Below are 16,783 nucleotides of genomic sequence, written 5' to 3' on the forward strand. Positions count from 1 at the left end.
TCGGATGCGGGGGGCGGTCACGCCCGTGGGTTCCGTCGGCCGGGCGGCCTTCAGCGGCCGAAGGTGTCGATGCCGGAGACGAGCCACCGTCCGTCGCGGTGCACGACGTCGACGGCGAGCACGGCGCCCGCGTACACGCCCTCGTCCTGCGTGTCCTTCGCGTCCTTCGCGCTTCCGGCGGTGGCGACGCTGCTCTGGTCGGCGTAGACGAGGACCCGGGCCCGGTGGCCGTCGATCCGTTCGACCGCGCTCTCGGTGACCGTCGTGGTGATCACCGCCTTCTGCCCGTCGGCCCGCTTCCGGACGTCGGCGAGCAGGGTGCGGTGCTGGTCGACGGCCTTTCCCGTGAGGAGGTCCCGCGCGGCCTTCTCGAGGGCGCCGGGGTCGGTGTGGTCGTAGGAGAAGAGCCGGTCGACGGCCTTGGACGTCTGTCCCTCGATCTCGCCGGTGCGGGCGGGATCCGTCAGGGCGGTGTTGCGCCGCGCGGGGTCGTCCCGGAGCGCTTCGGCCTTCGCGTGCGCCCAGCCGGCGAAGCCGCCGAGGAGCACGGTCAGCGCGCAGAGCACCGCGAGGCCCACCGGGCGGCGCGGCCGGGCACGGGCCGTCCGTTCACCGGCCGCGTCCCGGGACCCGGCCGGCTTCAGGTCCGTCGCGCCGCCGGCCGCGTGCGCCTTCCCGTCCTTCCGGTCCTTCCGGCCCTTCCGGCCCTCTCCGTTCGGCCGCGTGGAGGGCGGGGAGCCGGCGGGCGGCAGGACGGCCGTGCCACCCGCACGGCTCCGGCTCCCGGCGCTCTCCGCCGCCCCGGCGGAGGCGGCGGGCCGGGTCTCGCGGGCCTGGCGGCGCCGCTGGCGGTTGATGTGGTGGCGGGTCGTCGACATCGTGCTGTCCTCTCGGTGCGGCGGCTTGCCCGGTGCGGAGCCGGGTCAGCCGGTCGGTGCGCCGCCCACGGGGGCCTGGCCCAGGGCGCTCAGCTTCCACCGGTCCCCGGTGCGGGTGAGTTCGCCGAGCATGCGGCTGTCCTTGTCCGTCCTCGCGCCGTCGGACGCCCGGACGGTGACGCGCAGGGCGACCAGCACCCGGGCGCGGCCCGCGCGGTCGTCGAGTTCGGCGACCGCGCCCGACAGCACCCGGGCCGTGGTGACCGTCTTCGCCGCTCTCACCTGGTCCGCGAACTCCGCCCGCCCCGACTTCAGCTGGTCGTGCAGTTCACCGGTGGTCGACGACTCCCACAGGTCCAGGCCCTGGTTCAGGTCCCGGTGATCGAGCGTGTTGAGGTTCTGCACGGCCTGCTCCCCGGCGGCGAGCGCCTCGTCCCGCTGCGCGGCGTACGCGGTCCGGTCGTCGTGGGCCGCGCCGTACCAGTCCTGTCCCGCCCAGGCCGCGAAGCCGCCCGCGGTGAGCGTGAGGGCGACCACCAGTGACGTCAGCGGACGGGGGCGGTGTGCGGTGAGGACGCGGACCGCGCGTTGCATGGGGTGCTCCAGTCTCCCGCGCACGGATCAGCGGGCCTTGAGGTCGACGATCCGCCAACGGCCGTTCTCCAGCCGGGCCGTGACGGTGAGCTGGGCCGCCGCGGTGGTGGCCTCGTCCTTGCCGCGGCGGGAGGTCTGGTCGAGGAAGACCAGCAGGCGTGCCCTTTCGCCGTCGAGTTCGATCACGCCGGTGCGGACGGCACGGGTGCTCAGGGTGACGCGCTGCTCGGTGAGGTCCTCGCGGACCTGGGCGAGGAGATCCTGGTACTGGCGGGCGGCGCGACCACCGAGGACGGAGCGCGCGGAACGCTCGGCGGCCGCGGTGCCGTCCGGCGTGTAGGAGAAGACGCGGGCGAGGGCGTCGGCGATCTCGCCGGTGACGCGGTGGGTGGCCTCGGTGTCGGTGAGCGCGCGGTTCCGGGCCGACTCGGCCGACTCGAGCCGGTGGGCGCCGTAGAGGAAGCCGCAGCCGCCGAGGACGAGCGCCGCGGCGATCCCGGCGAGGGCGGCCCGCCGCAGAGGGCCGCCCGCGCGGACGCCGTCCACCGGGTCCGCGGCGGGTCCGTTCGCAGGGCCCTGCGCCTCGGAGCGCCCGTCCCCGGAACGCCCGTCCCCGGGAAACCGGTCCTCGGGGAGCCCGTCGGCGGAGGGCCCGTTGCCGGAGGGCCCGTTGCCGGAGGTCCCGTGCCCGGGGGTCCCGTGCCCGGGGGTCCCGTGCCCGGGGGTCCCGTGCCCGGGGGTCCCGCCCGCGGGCGTCTCCCCCGCGGCGGACGCGTCCGCGGGTCCCGGCCCGGAGACCGGGTCCGTAGCGGAATCAGCCCCCGGGGCCGCGTCCCGCGCGGGATCCTGCGCCCTGCCGCGCAGCAGCCGTGTCAGCGTCATCGGTCCCCGTCCTCCCGCTCCCCCGAGAGCGGCACCGCGCTCAGCGCCTTCACCTTCCACTCCCCCTCACCCGTGCGGGCCAGGACCGCCTCCAGGCGTTTGCGGTCGGCGGCCGGCTTCTTCGTCCCGGCGGACGTGACCTCGACGCGGACGGTGGTGATCAGCTTGGCCGTGCCGGCCCGCGTGTCGAGGGCGGTGACGGCCGCCTCGGTCACCGTGCCGCGCGCCGAGGCGCCCGCCTTCGCCTCGGTGCGGCCCAGTTCCTCGCGCAGCGGCCCGGTGGAGGCGTCGCGCCAGGCCCGGATTCCCTGCTCCGCCCGCTGCCGGGTGGAGGCGTCGAGCGTGGTGAGCACGGCGACGCCCGCCCGCCCGTCGGCGAGCGCCCGGTCGCGCTCCCGGCCGTACGCGAGCGCGTCGTCGGTGCGTGCCTGCGCGTACGTCCACGCGCCGGCGCCGCAGAAGCCGAGCGCCAGGGCCAGCCCCACGCCGGTGAGGACGCGGGCCCCCTTCATCGTGTGCTCCCGCCGGCCGGGGCGAGCAGGCCCGCCATGTCCCGCGGCGCCTCGCCGTCCTGGCCGGGCAGGGCGAGGGCGCCGGGCAGCGCGGCCGGCCCGCCCGTCCGTGCCCCGCCGCTGCCGGAGGGCAGGGATCCGGGCCTGGCCGGGGCGGGCACCGGGCCGCCCTTCGGGGCGTTCGCCGAACCGCGCACGTTGAACCCGTCCGCGGCGGGTGCGGTGCAGGCCGCGCCGGTGTTGAGGGCGGGCGTGGTGCCGAGGTCGAGTCCGTTGCGGTAGCGCGTGGCGCCGTATCCGGCGGTGCAGGGCAGGGGCTTGAAGAAGGTGACGGCCATGCCGAGGTTCAGCTTCCCTCCGTCGACGGCGGTGGCTCCGGCGGCGACGGCGGCCGGGTACTTCACGAGGAGTTCCTCCGTGCCGCGCTGCCGGGTGACGGCGATCTCGGAGGTGGTGAGCAGATTGGCGAGGACGACGCCGAGACTCGGGTCGAGGTCCCGCAGGACGCCGCTGACCTGGGTGGCGGCCTCGGGGGCGACGGTGAGGAGGCGGCGCAGGTCGGCGTCGGAGCCCTTGAGGGTGCGGGCCAGTTCCTCCGCCCCGACGGCGAAGTCGCGGATGGCCCGCTCCTCCTCGGCCTGGGTGCGCAGGACGGTCTCGCCGTCGGTGATGAGCCGGGTGGTGGACGGCAGGGCGCGGTCGGCGGCCTCCACGAAGGCGCTGCCGCTGTCGAGCAGGACCTGGAGGTCGTCACCGTGGCCCTTGAAGGCCCTGCCGAACTCGTCCACGACCGTGCGCAGGTCGTCGAGCGGGACGGAGCCGGCGAGTTCGTCGACGCTGGCGAGCACGTCGGTGACGGGCGCGGGCACCTGGGTGTCGGCCTGTTCGATGCGGGCGCCCTCGGCGAGGTAGGGGCCGCCGCCGCTCTCGGGCCGCAGGTCGATGTACTGCTCGCCCACCGCGGAGAGCCCGGCGACCACGGCGCGGGTGTCGGCGGGGATGCGCGGGGCGGACTTCTTGATGCGGAGCTCGGCGACGACACCGTCGTCGGTCAGGCCGATCGGTCCGACGCGGCCCACGGAAACGCCCCGGTAGGTGACGTCGGAGTGGGTGAACAGCCCGCCGGTGCGCGGGAGCCGCACGTCGACGGTGTAGTGGTCGGCGACCCCGACGTAGCGCCCGAGGTCGGCGTAGCGGATGCCGAGGTAGGAGAGGGCGAGGACGGCGACGACGAGGAAGGCGAGGTTCTTCAGCCGTACGGCGAGGGTGATCAACCCGGTTCACCTCCCCGCACGGCCGCCGTCCCGGTGGCGGGGACGGAAGGCAGGGGCAGGGGGGAGGACGGCGCCGGTGAGGACCGCCGGGACGGGGCCGCCGGCGACGGGGCGGACTCCCCTTCCCCACCCGTCCTCCCCTCGGACCGCTCCCTCCCGGCCGCCGCCGGCCCGCCGTCCGCCGGGGCGGAGGGCGACGCGGTGCCCCCGGGCACCAACGGCGGGATCACCTCGGTGCCGGGTACGGCGGCCATGTCCAGGTACACGTTGAGGTAGTCGCCCTTCACCCCGCGCAGCACCTCGTCGGTGAACGGGTACGTCAGCAGCACCTCCAGGGAGTCGGGCAGGTCCGTGCCCGCGTCCGCGAGCGCCTTCAGGGTCGGCGCGATGGCCTTGAGGTCGGCGATCATGTCGTCCTTGCTCGCGTCGATGGTGGTGACGGCGACGCCGGAGAGCGTGTCGAGGGAGCGCAGCATGGTCAGCAGCGAGCCGCGCTGTTCCTCGAGCGTCTTCAGCCCGGGCGAGAGGCCGGTGAGCACGGTGCCGACGTCGTCCTTGCGGGTGGCGAGGGTCGTGGAGAGCCGGTTGACGGCGTCGAGGGCGTCGGTGATGTCGCCCCGGTGGTCGTCGAGGTCGGTCACCAGGGTGTTGACCCGTTTCAGCACGGAGCGGACCTCGGGCTCGCGGCCGTCGAGCGCCGCGTCGAGTTCCCGGGTGATGGTCCTGAGCTGGTTGACCCCGCCGCCGTTGAGGAGCAGGGACAGCGCGCCGAACACCTCCTCGACCTCGGTGTTGCGGCTGGTGCGGGAGACCGGGATGACGGCCCCGTCCTCCAGCCTTCCGGTTCCGGTCTCCCGGTCGGGCGCGACGAGCTGGACGTACTTCTCGCCCAGCAGGCTGGACTGTTCGAGGCGGGCGGTGGCGTCGGCGGGCAGCCGCACGTCGCCGTTGATCCTCATGGTGACGCGGGCCGACCAGTCGTCGCGGCCGAGTTCGACGTCGGTGACCCGGCCGACGGCGACGTCGTTGACCTTCACCGCGGACTGCGGGACCAGGCTGAGCACGTCCCGGAGTTCCGCGGTGACGGTGTAGGGGTGGTCGCCGAGGTCGGCGCCGCCGGGCAGCGGCAGGTCCTCGATGCCGTCGAAGCGCGGCGGTTCGACGGTGACCGCGCCGAGGGCCAGGGCGAAGCCGAGGCCGAGGGCGACCAGCCCGCCCAGGGTGAGGCCGGCGGCGCCTCCCGTGGTGAGCACGCCGCGCTTCACCGCCGCGGCCCTCGGGCCGGAGTTCCGTGGCCCGCGTCTCATCGCTCCCCCTCCCCGGTGGCGGCCAAGCCGCCCGCCGCGGGCAGCGGCAGCAGCGGTCCGCCCATGCTGATCTCGTTGAGGTTCGCGCGGCCGTCGAGGGTGCGGGTGTCGGGGTTGTAGGCGTCCACGACGTTGCCCGCGGCCAGCGGCGCCACGTCCAGCGCCTCGGCGAGCGAGGCCCGCTGCTCGACGAGGGTCCGGGTGAGGGGCACGAGCCGGTCGACGTTCTCCTTCAGCTCGCCCCGGTTGTCCTCGATGAAGGTCTTGACCTGGCCGAGGGCGGTGCCGAGCTCCTCGAGCGCGCCGGCGAGGTCGTCCTTGTTGTCGGCGAAGAAGCCGACGACCTCGTCCAGGCGTTCCTGCGCGGTGCGCACGTCGGTGTCCTTCTCCTTCAGCATGGTGGTGAAGGTCTGGAGGCTGCGCAGCGTGCCGAACAGGTCGCCGCTGCTGCCGTCGAGGGTCCTGGCCGCCTTGCCGAACTCCTCGATGCCGTCGCCGATGGCCTCGCCGTTGCCGTCGAGGTTGGCGGCGCCGGTGCTCAGCAGGTCGGACAGGGCGCCACCGGAGTTGGCGCCGTCCGGGCCGAGTGCCTCGCCGAGTTCGGTGATCGAGTCGTAGAGCTGGTCGATCTCGACGGGGGTGCGGTTGCGCGCGGCGGGCAGCACGGCGCCCTCGGCGAGGGCGGGGCCCGAGCTGTAGGCGGGGGTGAGCTGTACGTAGCGGTCGGCGACGACGCTCGGCGCGACGACCACGGCCCGCGCGCCCTCGGGGACCTTCACGCCCTCGTCCAGGAGGAGGCCGACGCGCACGGTGGTGCCCTGCGGCCGCACCGACTCCACCTCGCCGACCCGCACCCCGAGGACGCGCAGGTCGGACCCGGCGTAGACGCCGACGGTGCGGTCGAAGTAGGCGGTGATGCGGGTGCCGCCGGAGTCGAGGACCCGGACCGCGGTCAGGCCCGCGGCGACGAGCACCGCGAGGGCGAGCAGGCCGGTGAGGACTTTTCTGCGTCTGCTCATCGTTCACCGTTCCCCCGGGCCGCCGCCTGCTTCGGCGGCAGGCAGCCGGTCTCGGGCAGGGACGTCTCGGGCAGGTAGTCGCGGGGGACGACGCCGCACAGGTAGCTGTCGAACCAGCGGCCGTTGCCCAGGGTGTTGCCGACGAGGCGGTAGTACGGGCCGACCAGGGCGAGGGTCTTGCCGAGCTGGTCGTTGTTCTTCTCCAGGACGCCGGTGACCCGGCCGAGGGCCTTGAGGGTGGGGCCGAGCTGCTTCTCGTTGTCGTCGACCAGGCCGTTGATCTCGGTGCCGAGTTCCCTGCTGCCCTTGAGCAGGGCCCGGATGGCGCTGCGGCGGTCCCGGAGTTCGCCGAGCAGGGAGCCGCCGTCCTCGATGAGCGTCTCGAAGCTGGACTTCCTGTTCTGCAGCGTCTTGGTGAACCGGGCGCTGCCCGCGAGGAGTTCGGAGAGCTTCGCGTCGCGCTTCGAGACGGACCTCGACAGCGCGGACAGGCCGTCGGCGGCTCTGCGCACATGGGGCGGGGAGTTCTCGAAGGTGTCGGAGATGGTCTCGAAGCTCTCCGCCAGCCGCCGCGTGTCGATGTCCTCGACGGTGGAGCCGAGGTCCTGGAACGCCTGTGTCACGTCGTAGGGGGAGGTGGTGCGGGACAGCGGGATGCGGCTGCCTGGATCCTGCCGGCCGGAGCCGAGCGGGTCGAGCGCCAGGTACTTGTCGCCGAGGAGGGTCTTGATGGCGATGGCGGCGGTCGTCCGGTCGCCGATCCAGGCGTCCTCGACCTCGAAGGTGACCTTCACCCTGTCGCCGTCGAGGACGACGCCGGTGACCTCGCCCGCCTTGACGCCGGCGATGCGCACCTCGTCGCCCTCGTCGAGGCCGGCGGCCTCGGAGAAGTCGGCGCTGTAGTGCGTACCGCCGCCGAACGGCAGCCGGTCCACGTGGTAGACGAGGGCGGCGAGCAGGGCGAGGGCGAGCAGCCCGACGACGGCGACGGCGACGGGGTCGCGTTCCTTGACCGGCTTGAGCCGCGGGCGCCGGACCCCGGCCGGCCGGCCGGTCCGGTCGCGCCGTGCGAAGGGTCTCATCCGCGGCACCTCGATTCGGTGATCGCGATGCCGGTCGGCGGCTCCGAGCCGTCGGAGGTGGTCACTCCGCTCACGCGTGCCTCGCAGAGGTAGAGGTTGAACCACGATCCGTAGGAGGACAGGCGGGCCAGCGCGGTCATCTTGGCGGGGGTCCGGTCGAGGAAGTCCTCGATCCGCGGGGTGTGTTCGCCCAGACCCGTCGAGAGCCGGCCCAGTTCGCGGATGTCCTCCTTGAGGGGGGCGCGTCCGTCCTCGAGGAGATCGGCGGTGACGGTGGTCAGGTCGCCCATGGCCTCGACCGCCTCGCCGAGGGGTTCGCGGTCGTCGTTGAAGCCGGTGACGAGGTCCCGCAGGGTGACCACGAGGTCGTCGAAGCTGTCCTCGCGGTCGTTGAGCGTCTTCAGGACGGTGGTGAGGTTGTCGACGACCTGGCCGATCACCTCGTCCTTGGCGGCGACGGTCGTGCTGAGCGAGCCGATGTGGCGGATCAGTCCGTCGACGGTGGCGCCCTCGCCCTGGAGCACCTGCACGATCGATCCGGCGAGTCCGTTGACGTCCTTCGGGGACAGGCCTTCGAACAGCGGCTTGAACCCGTTGAAGAGCAGGGTCAGGTCGAGGGCGGGCGTGGTGCGGTCCAGCGGGATGGTGTCGCCGGCTTCGAGCGTGCCGGTGAGGTCGCCGCTGCCGCGGTCGAGGGCGACGTAGCGCTGGCCGACCATGTTGAGGTACTTCACGGCGGCGGTGGCCGACCGGGGCAGCCGGCGGTCGTCGCGGACGGTGAAGGTGACCTGTGCGGTGCGCCGCCGCACGACGCGGACGTCGGTCACCTCGCCGACCTTCACCCCGGAGATCCGTACGCTGTCGCCGTCGACGAGTCCGGTGACGTCGGTGAACAGGGCCCGGTAGGTGGTGGTGCCGGTGCTGACGCCGGTGTCGGCGACGCTGAGGCCGAGCACGGCCGTGGCGATGCCGGTGACCACCACGAAGACCAGGGACTTGAGCAGCGGACCGGTCAGCGGGCGGCGCCGGGTGTGCGCGTGGTCCGGGGCGGTCATCCGAGGGTCACCTCCGTGCCGCGGTAGGCCGGGCCGACGAGCAGGCTGCTCCAGTCGGGCAGATCGCCGGGGGGCCGGCCGGCGGCGGGTGCGAGCAATTCGTTGACCAGGTCGTTCTCCTGCGGGGAGTTGGCGGGTCCGAGGTCCTGGCCGGCCGCCGCGGACGCCTGTGCGGCGGGCCGGGCGAGGGTGCCGAGGTAGGGCACGGAGGGGCAGCGGGGGCCGCCGCCGGAGTCGTACACCGGGGTGTCGCGGCCGGGGAGGTAGGCGCCGCGGGAGGGGACGGTGGTGACGTCGACGTGGATGCCGGGCCGGTCGGTGCCCTTGCCGAGCGCCTTGTCCATGGCGGGCACGAACTCGGCGAGGGTCCGCAGGGTGCAGGGGAAGGAGGGGGAGTACTCGGCGAGCAGTTCCAGGGTGGGCCTGCCGGTGGCGCTGAGCCGGATGATGTTGTCCTTGTTCTTCCGCAGGAAGGCCGTCATGTCCTCGGCCGTCCGGGTGGTGGCGCCGAGGGTGCCGGCGTACGCGGCCTCCTGCTCGGCGAGGGTGCCGCTGGTGGTGGTGAGGTCGGTGAGCGCCGTGATGATGTCGGGTGCGGCGTCCGCGTAGACATGGCTGACCTTCACGAGGTGCTTGAGGTCCCGGTTGAGGGTGGGCAGGTGGGGGTTGAACTCCTTCAGGTGCGCGTCCAGTCGTACGAGCGTGTCGCCGATCCGGTCGCCGCGTCCCTCCAGCGCCCTCGAGACGGCCGACAGGGTCGCGGACAGCTTCTGCGGCTGGACCGCGGTGAGCATCGGCAGGACGTCGTCGAGGACCTGCTGGAGTTCGACGGCGTTCTCGGAGCGGTCCTGGGGGATGACGGCCCCGGCGGCCAGCGGCCGGTCCGAGGGGGCCTCGGGCGGTACGAGGGCCACGAACCGCTCGCCGAACAGGGTGGTCGGCAGCATCTGCGCGCGGACGTCGGAGGGGACGTCGTCGAGGGCGCCGGGTTTCATGGCGAGGGTGAGCCGGGCCCCGTCGCCGGTGGCGTCGATGGCGCGGACCTCGCCGACGACGACGCCGCGCAGTTTGACCTCGGCGCCCAGGTGCATCTCGTTGCCGACGCTGTCGGTCTCGACGACCACCGGGTCGGAGTCGGTGAACTTCTTGTCGTAGACGGCGACGGCCAGCCAGACCAGCAGGGCGGGCACCAGCAGGAACACCACCCCGGCGGACCGGTGGCGCAGCGTCTCGCCTCGCGCTGTGCTCATCTCACCCCGCCACCTTCACGGTCGTGGTCGCGCCCCACAGGGCGAGCGACAGGAAGAAGTCGGTGACGCTGATCAGCACGATGGCGTTGCGCACGGACCGGCCGACGGCGACGCCGACGCCGGCGGGGCCGCCCGTGGCGCGGTAGCCGTAGTAGCAGTGGGCGAGGATCACCATCACGCTGAAGACCAGCACCTTCAGCACCGAGAGCAGGACGTCCGTCGGGGAGAGGAACAGGTTGAAGTAGTGGTCGTACGTGCCCCGGGACTGGCCGTTGAACAGGACGGTCACGTAGCGGGACGCCAGGTAGGAGGAGAGCAGCCCGATCGCGTAGAGCGGGACGATGGCGACGACCCCGGCGATGATGCGCGTGGTGACCAGGTAGGGCATGGAGCGGATGCCCATGCCCTCGAGGGCGTCGACCTCCTCGTTGATGCGCATGGCGCCGAGCTGGGCGGTGAAGCCGGCGCCGACGGTCGCCGAGAGGGCGAGTCCGGCGACGAGGGGGGCGATCTCGCGGGTGTTGAAGTAGGCGGAGACGAATCCGGTGAACGCGGCCGTGCCGATCTGGTCGAGGGCCGCGTAGCCCTGGAGCCCGACGACGGTTCCGGTGAAGAGCGTCATCGCGATCATCACGCCGATGGTGCCGCCGATGACGCCGAGGCCGCCGGAGCCGAAGGCGACCTCGGCGAGGAGGCGCTGCACCTCCTTGAGGTAGCGGTGCAGGGTCCGCGGGATCCACAGCAGCGCGCGGGCGTAGAAGAGCAGGTGGTCGCCGGAGCGGTCGAGCAGGGCGAGCGGGGAGGCCATCGGGCCTCAGCCTCCCTTCGGCGGGACGATCTGGAGGTAGATGCCCGTCATCACCATGTTCACGAAGAAGAGCAGGAGGAAGGTGATGACGACGGACTGGTTGACGGCGTCGCCGACGCCCTTGGGGCCGCCGCGCGGGTTGAGGCCCCGGTGGGCGGCGACGATGCCCGCGATGAATCCGAAGACCAGCGCCTTGAGTTCGCTGATGTACAGGTCGGAGAGCTGGGCGAGGGCGGAGAAGCTGGACAGGTAGGCGCCGGGGGTGCCGTCCTGCATGATCACGTTGAAGAAGTAGCCGCCGAGGGTGCCGACGACGGAGACCAGGCCGTTGAGCAGGACCGCCACGCCCATGGTGGCCAGGACCCGGGGCACGACGAGGCGCTGCACGGGCGAGACGCCCATGACCTCCATGGCGTCGAGCTCCTCGCGGATCTTGCGGGAGCCGAGGTCGGCGCAGATGGCGGAGCCGCCGGCGCCGGCGATCAGCAGGGCCACGATGAGCGGGCTCGCCTGCTGGACGACGGCGAGGACGCTGGCGCCCCCGGTGAACGACTGGGCTCCCATCTGCTGGGTCAGGGAGCCGACCTGGAGTGCGATGACGGCGCCGAAGGGGATCGAGACGAGGGCGGCGGGCAGGATGGTGACGCTCGCGACGAACCAGAACTGCTCGACGAACTCGCGGAACTGGAAGGGTCTTCGGAAGACGGCCCGGCTCACTTCGGCGGCGAGTGCGAACAGCCGGCCGGTCTGCCGCAGCGCACCGGTGATCACGCGCCGCTCCCGGCGGCGGGCATCGGCAGGGTGGGCGCCCCGGCGCTCTGCGCGTAGGTCCGGCGGATGGCGGACCGTGCGGCGGGCGGCAACTGTTCGATCATGCTCATGACACGCTCACGCCGCCGGGCGACGGCCCGGCGCGGCGGGAGGCCGGGCGACGGCTCCAGCTGCGGGACGATGGCGCGGGGCCGGGCCGCGGCGAGGCCGGCGGCGCCCGCCTCGGCGGCGAGGGTGGCCGCGTCCTTCTCCTCGGACATCCCGATGGGGCCCTCGCGCCGGCCGTCGAGGAACTGGGCCACGACCGGCTCCTCGCTGGTGAGCAGCACCTCGCGCGGGCCGAAGGTGACGAGCTCGCGCCGGAAGAGCATCCCCATGTTGTCCGGCACGGTGGCGGCGATGTCGAGGTTGTGGGTGACGATCAGCATCGTCGCGTCGATCTGCGCGTTCAGGTCGATCAGCAACTGGGAGAGGTAGGCGGTGCGGACCGGGTCGAGCCCGGAGTCCGGCTCGTCGCAGAGGATGATCTGCGGGTCCAGCACGAGCGCGCGGGCCAGGCCGGCCCGTTTGCGCATGCCGCCGCTGATCTCCCCCGGGAGCTTGCCCTCCGCGCCCAGCAGCCCGACGACCTCGATCCGCTCCATGACGATGCGGCGGATCTCGGACTCCTTCTTCCGGGTGTGCTCGCGCAGCGGGAAGGCGATGTTGTCGAAGAGGGACATGGACCCGAAGAGGGCTCCGTCCTGGAACATGAGCCCGAACAATTTCCGGGTCTCGTATATATCCCTTTCGGGACTGTTCACCATGTCCACCCCGTTGATGAGGACACGGCCCTTCTCCGGTTTGAGCAACCCTATGAGCGATTTCAGGAAAACGGTCTTCCCGGTGCCGGACGGACCCAGCATCACGCTCACCTCCCCGGCAGGAAGGGTGAGTGTCACGTCCCGCCAGATGCTCTGCTTGCCGAAGGACTTGGTCAGTCCCTCGACCACGACTTCGATTCCCATGTCACCTCCAGCGGACGTGTGTCCTCATGCGCGTCGCCGGCGCACGTTAAGTCGGCGCGGAACGCGCTGACAACGGGTGCGACGCCGGTTGCCCGTCGGCTTTCCGGACTTTGTCACCGCGCAGACAACACGCCGCACCCGCACTTGTCTCCGGGGAGACAGGCGGGGCCCCGCGGCTCCGGGGGCTCGGATCCGCGGGACCCCGCCGACGGACGTCCGGCCCCAGTGGAAGGGCGCGGCCGGAAAGCATCCGTCATGGCTCCGGCCGACGGGGGCCACCGACCTGGAACCGAGCACCACACCGGCACGTTACGGCCCAGTAACCTCTACGGGCAAGAGTGGAATCCGAGTTTTCCGGGGGGCCGACTCCAGCCACGGAAAACCTGTCACGGCGCAAACAAAAAACACTCCCGAAACTGTCACCGAGTGAGCGGACCGGCTCGACGCCGGACGTTCCACGGAACACTTCCGGACGCCGGCCGGAGATCTCGCCATTGACGACAGGTGAGTAAGACGGTCCGCGAACCGCTCACCCCGGGAACAGTTGGTTTCGCTTTTCAAAGAATCATGAACGGCGGCATTGTTCGGCTAAGTTTCCCGCAAGTAACGTCATGGCTCGCGGACAGGGAACACCGAGCCGCGGGCCGCACGGCCGCCCCTCGACCACCTCGGCCACGGCCCATCTCTGCCGGTCAATCCACAAGGAGACTCCCCGAGCCATGAAGAAAACCCTCAGAAGGACCGCTGTCGTGGCGGGTGCGGCCACGGCCGCCTTCGGCCTCACCCTCTCCCCCGCCTCGGCGGTGCCGTCCACGGTGTGGACCGTCACCCCGACGGGCAGCTACACGGCGACGAACAGCGGCAACATCGTGCTGACCGCCACCATCCCGATGACGTGCACGACCTCGGGCGCCTCGGGCGGCATGGCGAGCGCCACGGGCAACCCGGCCCAGGTCGCCACCATCAACGCCATCAACTTCGGCACCTCCGCGACGCCGTGCACCAGCGTCCTGGGCAACGTCACCACCGTGGCGGTCACCCCCTGGACCGTCGTCGCGCAGGACTACACCGCCTCGACCGGCGTCACCAAGGGCTACGTCGGCAACGTCACGGCCAACGTGACCGCCGGCGTCTGCAAGTTCACGGTGAAGGGCAAGGCCTCGGCCACCTACACCAACTCCACCGGCATCCTGGCCGTCAACAGCGTCACCGGCGAGTTGACCGTCACCAACCCGGTCAACTGCGGTTCGGTCATCACGACCGCCACCAAGCCCCTCTTCAGGGGCAACTACGCCATCAAGGCGTCGAACGGCGCCATCCCGAAGATCGTCGGCACCAACCCGTAAGGCGCCACCCGCCCGCGAACGCCCGGCCGGCACACCCGGCCGGGCGTTCGCGGGCCGCCCGTGCCGGACCCGCCGACTGCGACTCGTCGGTCACCACCGCCACCAAGCTCCTCCGGAAGGGCCGCTACGGCCTCCGGACGCCGAACGGCAGCGCCCCGACGGTCGTCGGCACCCACCCGTAGCCCTTGCCGGACTCCACCGGCGCCGGCCGGCGGTCCCCGGTTCCGAACGACTCGAGCGGAGCAGCATTGAGAGGCAACCGTACCGCCGCGTCGCGGCCGTCCCGTGTCCGCACCAGGGGCACGGCGATCGCCGCGTTCGTCGTACTGACCGCCGTGGTCCCGGCCGCGGCCTCCGCCCCGGGCACCCAGGAGGTCGACGTCGAACTGCCCTACGTCTGCGGCCTCCCCTCGGGGGAGCGGACCGCGACGGTGCGGATCTCGGCGGAGTTCCCGGACCGGGCGAAGCGGGGAGAGGCGATCTCACCCACCGGTGTCACCACCGCCGTGGAGCTCCCGGCCGAGGCGGTCGCGGACCTCACCGCGCTCGGGGCGGCCACCGCGCGGGCCGCCACCCGTCTCACCGTCGGCGTCACCCAGGACGAGGCCACGGCCGAGGCGACGTGGCACGGCACCGCGGAGCCGGCCGCCCTCCCCGGGTCCGGACCGCTGACGCTGACCGCGACGGGCGACGTCCCGACGGTGACCGGACGGGGCGACGGCGACCTGGGCTTCTCCGCCGGGAACCTCGCCGTCGACCTGGCGCTCGGCACGGCGGACGGGACCGCCACCGATCCCGGGTCGCTGACCGTCGCGTGCTCCCCCTCCGGGAACGCGCCGGGGGAGGGAGTGCTGGCCACCGTGCCGGTCGTCACGGGCACGGCGGAGCCGAGCGGCTCGCCGTCCGCGCCCGGTGCCTCCTCCGGGCCGCCGGACCCGTCCTTCGGGACGCCGGACCCGTCCTTCGGGACACCGCGGGACAGACGGGTGGACCGGAGCCCGGAGGTGGCGGAGGGCCCGCCCGGCTCCGCGGCGGGCCGCGACGCACCGCGCTGCGCCTACGACGAGGAGAACCCCTTCGAACCCCTGTCGATGAACGCGTACATCACCGGCTACAGCAACGTGAAGAAGCAGAAGGGCGCTTCGCTCCTGCCGGTGTCCTGCGTGCTGCTCGAGACGAAGGAGATGCTCGCCGAGCCGGACGAACAGGGCAACTTCGTCGTGACGATCAAAGCCGAGGGCGAGCTGCACCACGAGGGGCGCATGCGGACGCCCCCCTTCCGGAGCACCTTCCTCAGCTTCGGGTTCGTCCCGACGACGGCCACCATGGTGCTGGAACAGACCGGTCCGATGACCATCCGCTTCGACACCGTCTATGTGGGGGCGGACATCGAGGCGGAGACCTTCGTCCGGGTCCCGTTGAGGCTCCGGGTGACCGGTCTCGAGGTCAACGGCACCCCCCTGGACGTCGGTTCCGGCTGCCGGACGGAGAAGCCGCTCCGCTCCGCCGAGCCGGACCCCGCGAACCACCCCGGCGACCACCTGCTCATGTACGGGAAGGGCGAGCAGAAGTACGCCGAGGACGCCACCGGCTACATGCTCCTCTCGGGCGGCCCGCTGACCGGCGAGGCGACCATCCCCGCCTTCACCGGCTGCGGCAGCGACGGCGGCGAGAACCTCGACCGCCTCCTCACCGCCTCCGTCTCCGGCCCCGGCAACTACATCAAGCAGACACAGGGGCAGACGTGCACGCCGAGCGCCCCCGTGTTCGGGGACGAGAACGCCGCCGCCCAGTGCACCAGTGACCTGCAGCCCCACGTGATCCCCGTAGCCGAGCGCTGAGCCGCTCCCTCCCCCGTTCCCCCTCCCACCACCACGGAAGGCCACCACCATGTCCCAGCCCTCCACCCGCACCAGGATCGCGACCGTCTCCGCCCTGACCGCGCTCGGCGCCCTCGCCTCCCTGGGCACCGCGACCGCCGCCGACCCCACGCTGAACGGCGAGTGGGCCCCCTTCACCCGCTGCCCCGTGGACGCGCCGGCGATGCTGGCCGCCGACGGCTTCGACAGGACCCCGCAGTGCGTGGTCTCCACCTCCGCCAGCGGCTCCATCAAGCTGGGCAAGACCACCGTGACCACGGGGAGGACCAACCTCCAGCTCGGCGTCGTCCAGAACGCGGACGGCACCAGCACCGTCGTCGCCCCGCCCTCCGGCGCGCTCGTCGCCGACTCCGCCACCGTGCCCGGCGGCCTGCTCGGCCTGATGTGTCCGAGCAGCATCCCGGTGATCACGTCCCTCTGCAAGACGCTCGAGAACTCCTCCCTCAACAAGATCACCGCCACCATGGAGTCCGTCGGCGCGCCCTACGCCTTCGACCAGACCGCGGGCGTCCTCACCGACATGCCCATCGTCGCCCTGCCGGTCCGCATCCACCTGGAGAACCCGCTCCTGGGCGGCAAGTGCTACATCGGAACGGCCGCCGACCCGATCCTGCTGCGCCCGAGGAACCTCAACTACCCGGACTTCGGGATGACCTTCTTCCAGGGCGACGGCACCCCCGACGAATCCGGCGAGATGAGCCGGATCAACCTCACCGGCGCCACCCAGAACGACAGCACCTTCGCGGTTCCCGCCGCCACCGGCTGCGGCCTGAACGTCGGCCTGATCAACGCCGCGGTCAACGCGAAGTCCGGGCTGCCCTCCGCCGCCGGGAACAACAGCCTCACCCTCGACGACACGCAGACCCACCTCACCGGCCTCAACGCACCCGGCACCGCCGCGCCCGACGCCGGCAAGGTGCTCGCGGAGAACTGGCACTCCGCCGTCGGGTAACGGACACGCGGCAGCGGTTCCCGGCCGTCGTGACGGCCGGGAACCGCTGCCGCGATGGAGCAATTCCGCTCAACCCGTGTACAACAAAAAGAAGTTGATTTAGCTTCAGCTTTTCAGGCCGGCACGACCGGGTGGACCGGTCCGGGCGTCGTCCGCCACCCGGCCG

General features: G+C 72.5%; 15 protein-coding genes and 1 pseudogene. 3 read left to right on the top strand and 13 right to left on the bottom strand.

Annotation, left to right across the window (positions count from 1 at the left end; translation table 11 throughout):
- Positions 1–50: 50 nt before the first annotated feature.
- The 13 genes and pseudogenes from ACZ8ZB_RS10830 to ACZ8ZB_RS10890 form a co-directional block, all read right to left on the bottom strand.
- Positions 51–878: a hypothetical protein gene (locus tag ACZ8ZB_RS10830; RefSeq protein ID WP_470737495.1), complete on the bottom strand. Its 828-nt coding sequence runs from the start codon at positions 876–878 to the stop codon at positions 51–53.
- Positions 879–923: 45 nt separating this feature from the next.
- A complete protein-coding gene (locus ACZ8ZB_RS10835) occupies positions 924–1,472 on the bottom strand; it encodes a hypothetical protein (RefSeq protein WP_470737496.1) in 549 nt (182 codons plus the stop codon).
- Positions 1,473–1,499: 27 nt separating this feature from the next.
- A pseudogene (locus ACZ8ZB_RS10840) lies at positions 1,500–1,997 on the bottom strand (hypothetical protein); the annotation flags it as partial.
- Positions 1,998–2,350: 353 nt separating this feature from the next.
- Positions 2,351–2,866: a hypothetical protein gene (locus ACZ8ZB_RS10845; protein ID WP_470737497.1), complete on the bottom strand. Its 516-nt coding sequence runs from the start codon at positions 2,864–2,866 to the stop codon at positions 2,351–2,353.
- Positions 2,863–4,140: an MCE family protein gene (locus ACZ8ZB_RS10850; protein WP_470737498.1), complete on the bottom strand. Its 1,278-nt coding sequence runs from the start codon at positions 4,138–4,140 to the stop codon at positions 2,863–2,865. Before ACZ8ZB_RS10850 ends, ACZ8ZB_RS10845 begins: the two co-directional genes overlap by 4 nt.
- Positions 4,137–5,447, bottom strand: coding sequence for an MCE family protein (locus ACZ8ZB_RS10855; RefSeq protein WP_470737499.1), 1,311 nt, complete (start codon positions 5,445–5,447; stop codon positions 4,137–4,139). Before ACZ8ZB_RS10855 ends, ACZ8ZB_RS10850 begins: the two co-directional genes overlap by 4 nt.
- A complete protein-coding gene (locus ACZ8ZB_RS10860; protein ID WP_470737500.1) occupies positions 5,444–6,466 on the bottom strand; it encodes an MCE family protein in 1,023 nt (340 codons plus the stop codon). Before ACZ8ZB_RS10860 ends, ACZ8ZB_RS10855 begins: the two co-directional genes overlap by 4 nt.
- A complete protein-coding gene (locus ACZ8ZB_RS10865; protein WP_470737501.1) occupies positions 6,463–7,548 on the bottom strand; it encodes an MCE family protein in 1,086 nt (361 codons plus the stop codon). The genes ACZ8ZB_RS10860 and ACZ8ZB_RS10865 overlap by 4 nt, the downstream gene beginning before the upstream one ends.
- Entirely contained in the window at positions 7,545–8,603 is a 1,059-nt protein-coding gene (locus ACZ8ZB_RS10870; RefSeq protein ID WP_470737502.1) for an MCE family protein, read from the bottom strand. The genes ACZ8ZB_RS10865 and ACZ8ZB_RS10870 overlap by 4 nt, the downstream gene beginning before the upstream one ends.
- Positions 8,600–9,853: an MCE family protein gene (locus ACZ8ZB_RS10875; protein ID WP_470737503.1), complete on the bottom strand. Its 1,254-nt coding sequence runs from the start codon at positions 9,851–9,853 to the stop codon at positions 8,600–8,602. The genes ACZ8ZB_RS10870 and ACZ8ZB_RS10875 overlap by 4 nt, the downstream gene beginning before the upstream one ends.
- Before the next feature lies 1 nt (position 9,854).
- A complete protein-coding gene (locus ACZ8ZB_RS10880; protein ID WP_398364874.1) occupies positions 9,855–10,661 on the bottom strand; it encodes an MlaE family ABC transporter permease in 807 nt (268 codons plus the stop codon).
- 6 nt (positions 10,662–10,667) lie between these two features.
- Positions 10,668–11,432: an MlaE family ABC transporter permease gene (locus ACZ8ZB_RS10885; RefSeq protein ID WP_470737504.1), complete on the bottom strand. Its 765-nt coding sequence runs from the start codon at positions 11,430–11,432 to the stop codon at positions 10,668–10,670.
- Positions 11,429–12,439: an ABC transporter ATP-binding protein gene (locus ACZ8ZB_RS10890; protein WP_470737505.1), complete on the bottom strand. Its 1,011-nt coding sequence runs from the start codon at positions 12,437–12,439 to the stop codon at positions 11,429–11,431. Before ACZ8ZB_RS10890 ends, ACZ8ZB_RS10885 begins: the two co-directional genes overlap by 4 nt.
- A gap of 719 nt (positions 12,440–13,158) precedes the next feature.
- On the opposite strand from ACZ8ZB_RS10890, the gene ACZ8ZB_RS10895 reads away from it, so the two are divergent.
- The 3 genes from ACZ8ZB_RS10895 (at position 13,159) to ACZ8ZB_RS10905 (ending at position 16,617) form a co-directional block, all read left to right on the top strand.
- Positions 13,159–13,785 (top strand): hypothetical protein, encoded by a 627-nt coding sequence (locus tag ACZ8ZB_RS10895; RefSeq protein WP_470737506.1) that lies wholly within the window; start codon positions 13,159–13,161, stop codon positions 13,783–13,785.
- Between the two features lie 248 nt (positions 13,786–14,033).
- Positions 14,034–15,626, top strand: coding sequence for a DUF6801 domain-containing protein (locus ACZ8ZB_RS10900; RefSeq protein ID WP_470737507.1), 1,593 nt, complete (start codon positions 14,034–14,036; stop codon positions 15,624–15,626).
- Positions 15,627–15,675: 49 nt separating this feature from the next.
- The gene (locus ACZ8ZB_RS10905) at positions 15,676–16,617 is read left to right on the top strand and encodes a hypothetical protein (protein WP_470737508.1); all 942 of its coding nucleotides are present in this window, start codon (positions 15,676–15,678) and stop codon (positions 16,615–16,617) included.
- Positions 16,618–16,783 lie beyond the last annotated feature (166 nt).

This window comes from Streptomyces sp. 12E (genome assembly GCF_055633275.1).

Bases quoted from the DNA above. Each gene is read 5' to 3' on its own strand.
- ACZ8ZB_RS10865 (WP_470737501.1), bottom strand. From the start codon at position 7,548: ATGAGACCCTTCGCACGGCGCGACCGGACCGGCCGGCCGGCCGGGGTC.
- ACZ8ZB_RS10880 (WP_398364874.1), bottom strand. From the start codon at position 10,661: ATGGCCTCCCCGCTCGCCCTGCTCGACCGCTCCGGCGACCACCTGCTC.
- ACZ8ZB_RS10870 (WP_470737502.1), bottom strand. From the start codon at position 8,603: ATGACCGCCCCGGACCACGCGCACACCCGGCGCCGCCCGCTGACCGGT.
- ACZ8ZB_RS10890 (WP_470737505.1), bottom strand. From the start codon at position 12,439: ATGGGAATCGAAGTCGTGGTCGAGGGACTGACCAAGTCCTTCGGCAAG.
- ACZ8ZB_RS10895 (WP_470737506.1), top strand. From the start codon at position 13,159: ATGAAGAAAACCCTCAGAAGGACCGCTGTCGTGGCGGGTGCGGCCACG.
- ACZ8ZB_RS10830 (WP_470737495.1), bottom strand. From the start codon at position 878: ATGTCGACGACCCGCCACCACATCAACCGCCAGCGGCGCCGCCAGGCC.
- ACZ8ZB_RS10905 (WP_470737508.1), top strand. From the start codon at position 15,676: ATGTCCCAGCCCTCCACCCGCACCAGGATCGCGACCGTCTCCGCCCTG.
- ACZ8ZB_RS10855 (WP_470737499.1), bottom strand. From the start codon at position 5,447: ATGAGACGCGGGCCACGGAACTCCGGCCCGAGGGCCGCGGCGGTGAAG.
- ACZ8ZB_RS10875 (WP_470737503.1), bottom strand. From the start codon at position 9,853: ATGAGCACAGCGCGAGGCGAGACGCTGCGCCACCGGTCCGCCGGGGTG.
- ACZ8ZB_RS10845 (WP_470737497.1), bottom strand. From the start codon at position 2,866: ATGAAGGGGGCCCGCGTCCTCACCGGCGTGGGGCTGGCCCTGGCGCTC.
- ACZ8ZB_RS10860 (WP_470737500.1), bottom strand. From the start codon at position 6,466: ATGAGCAGACGCAGAAAAGTCCTCACCGGCCTGCTCGCCCTCGCGGTG.
- ACZ8ZB_RS10835 (WP_470737496.1), bottom strand. From the start codon at position 1,472: ATGCAACGCGCGGTCCGCGTCCTCACCGCACACCGCCCCCGTCCGCTG.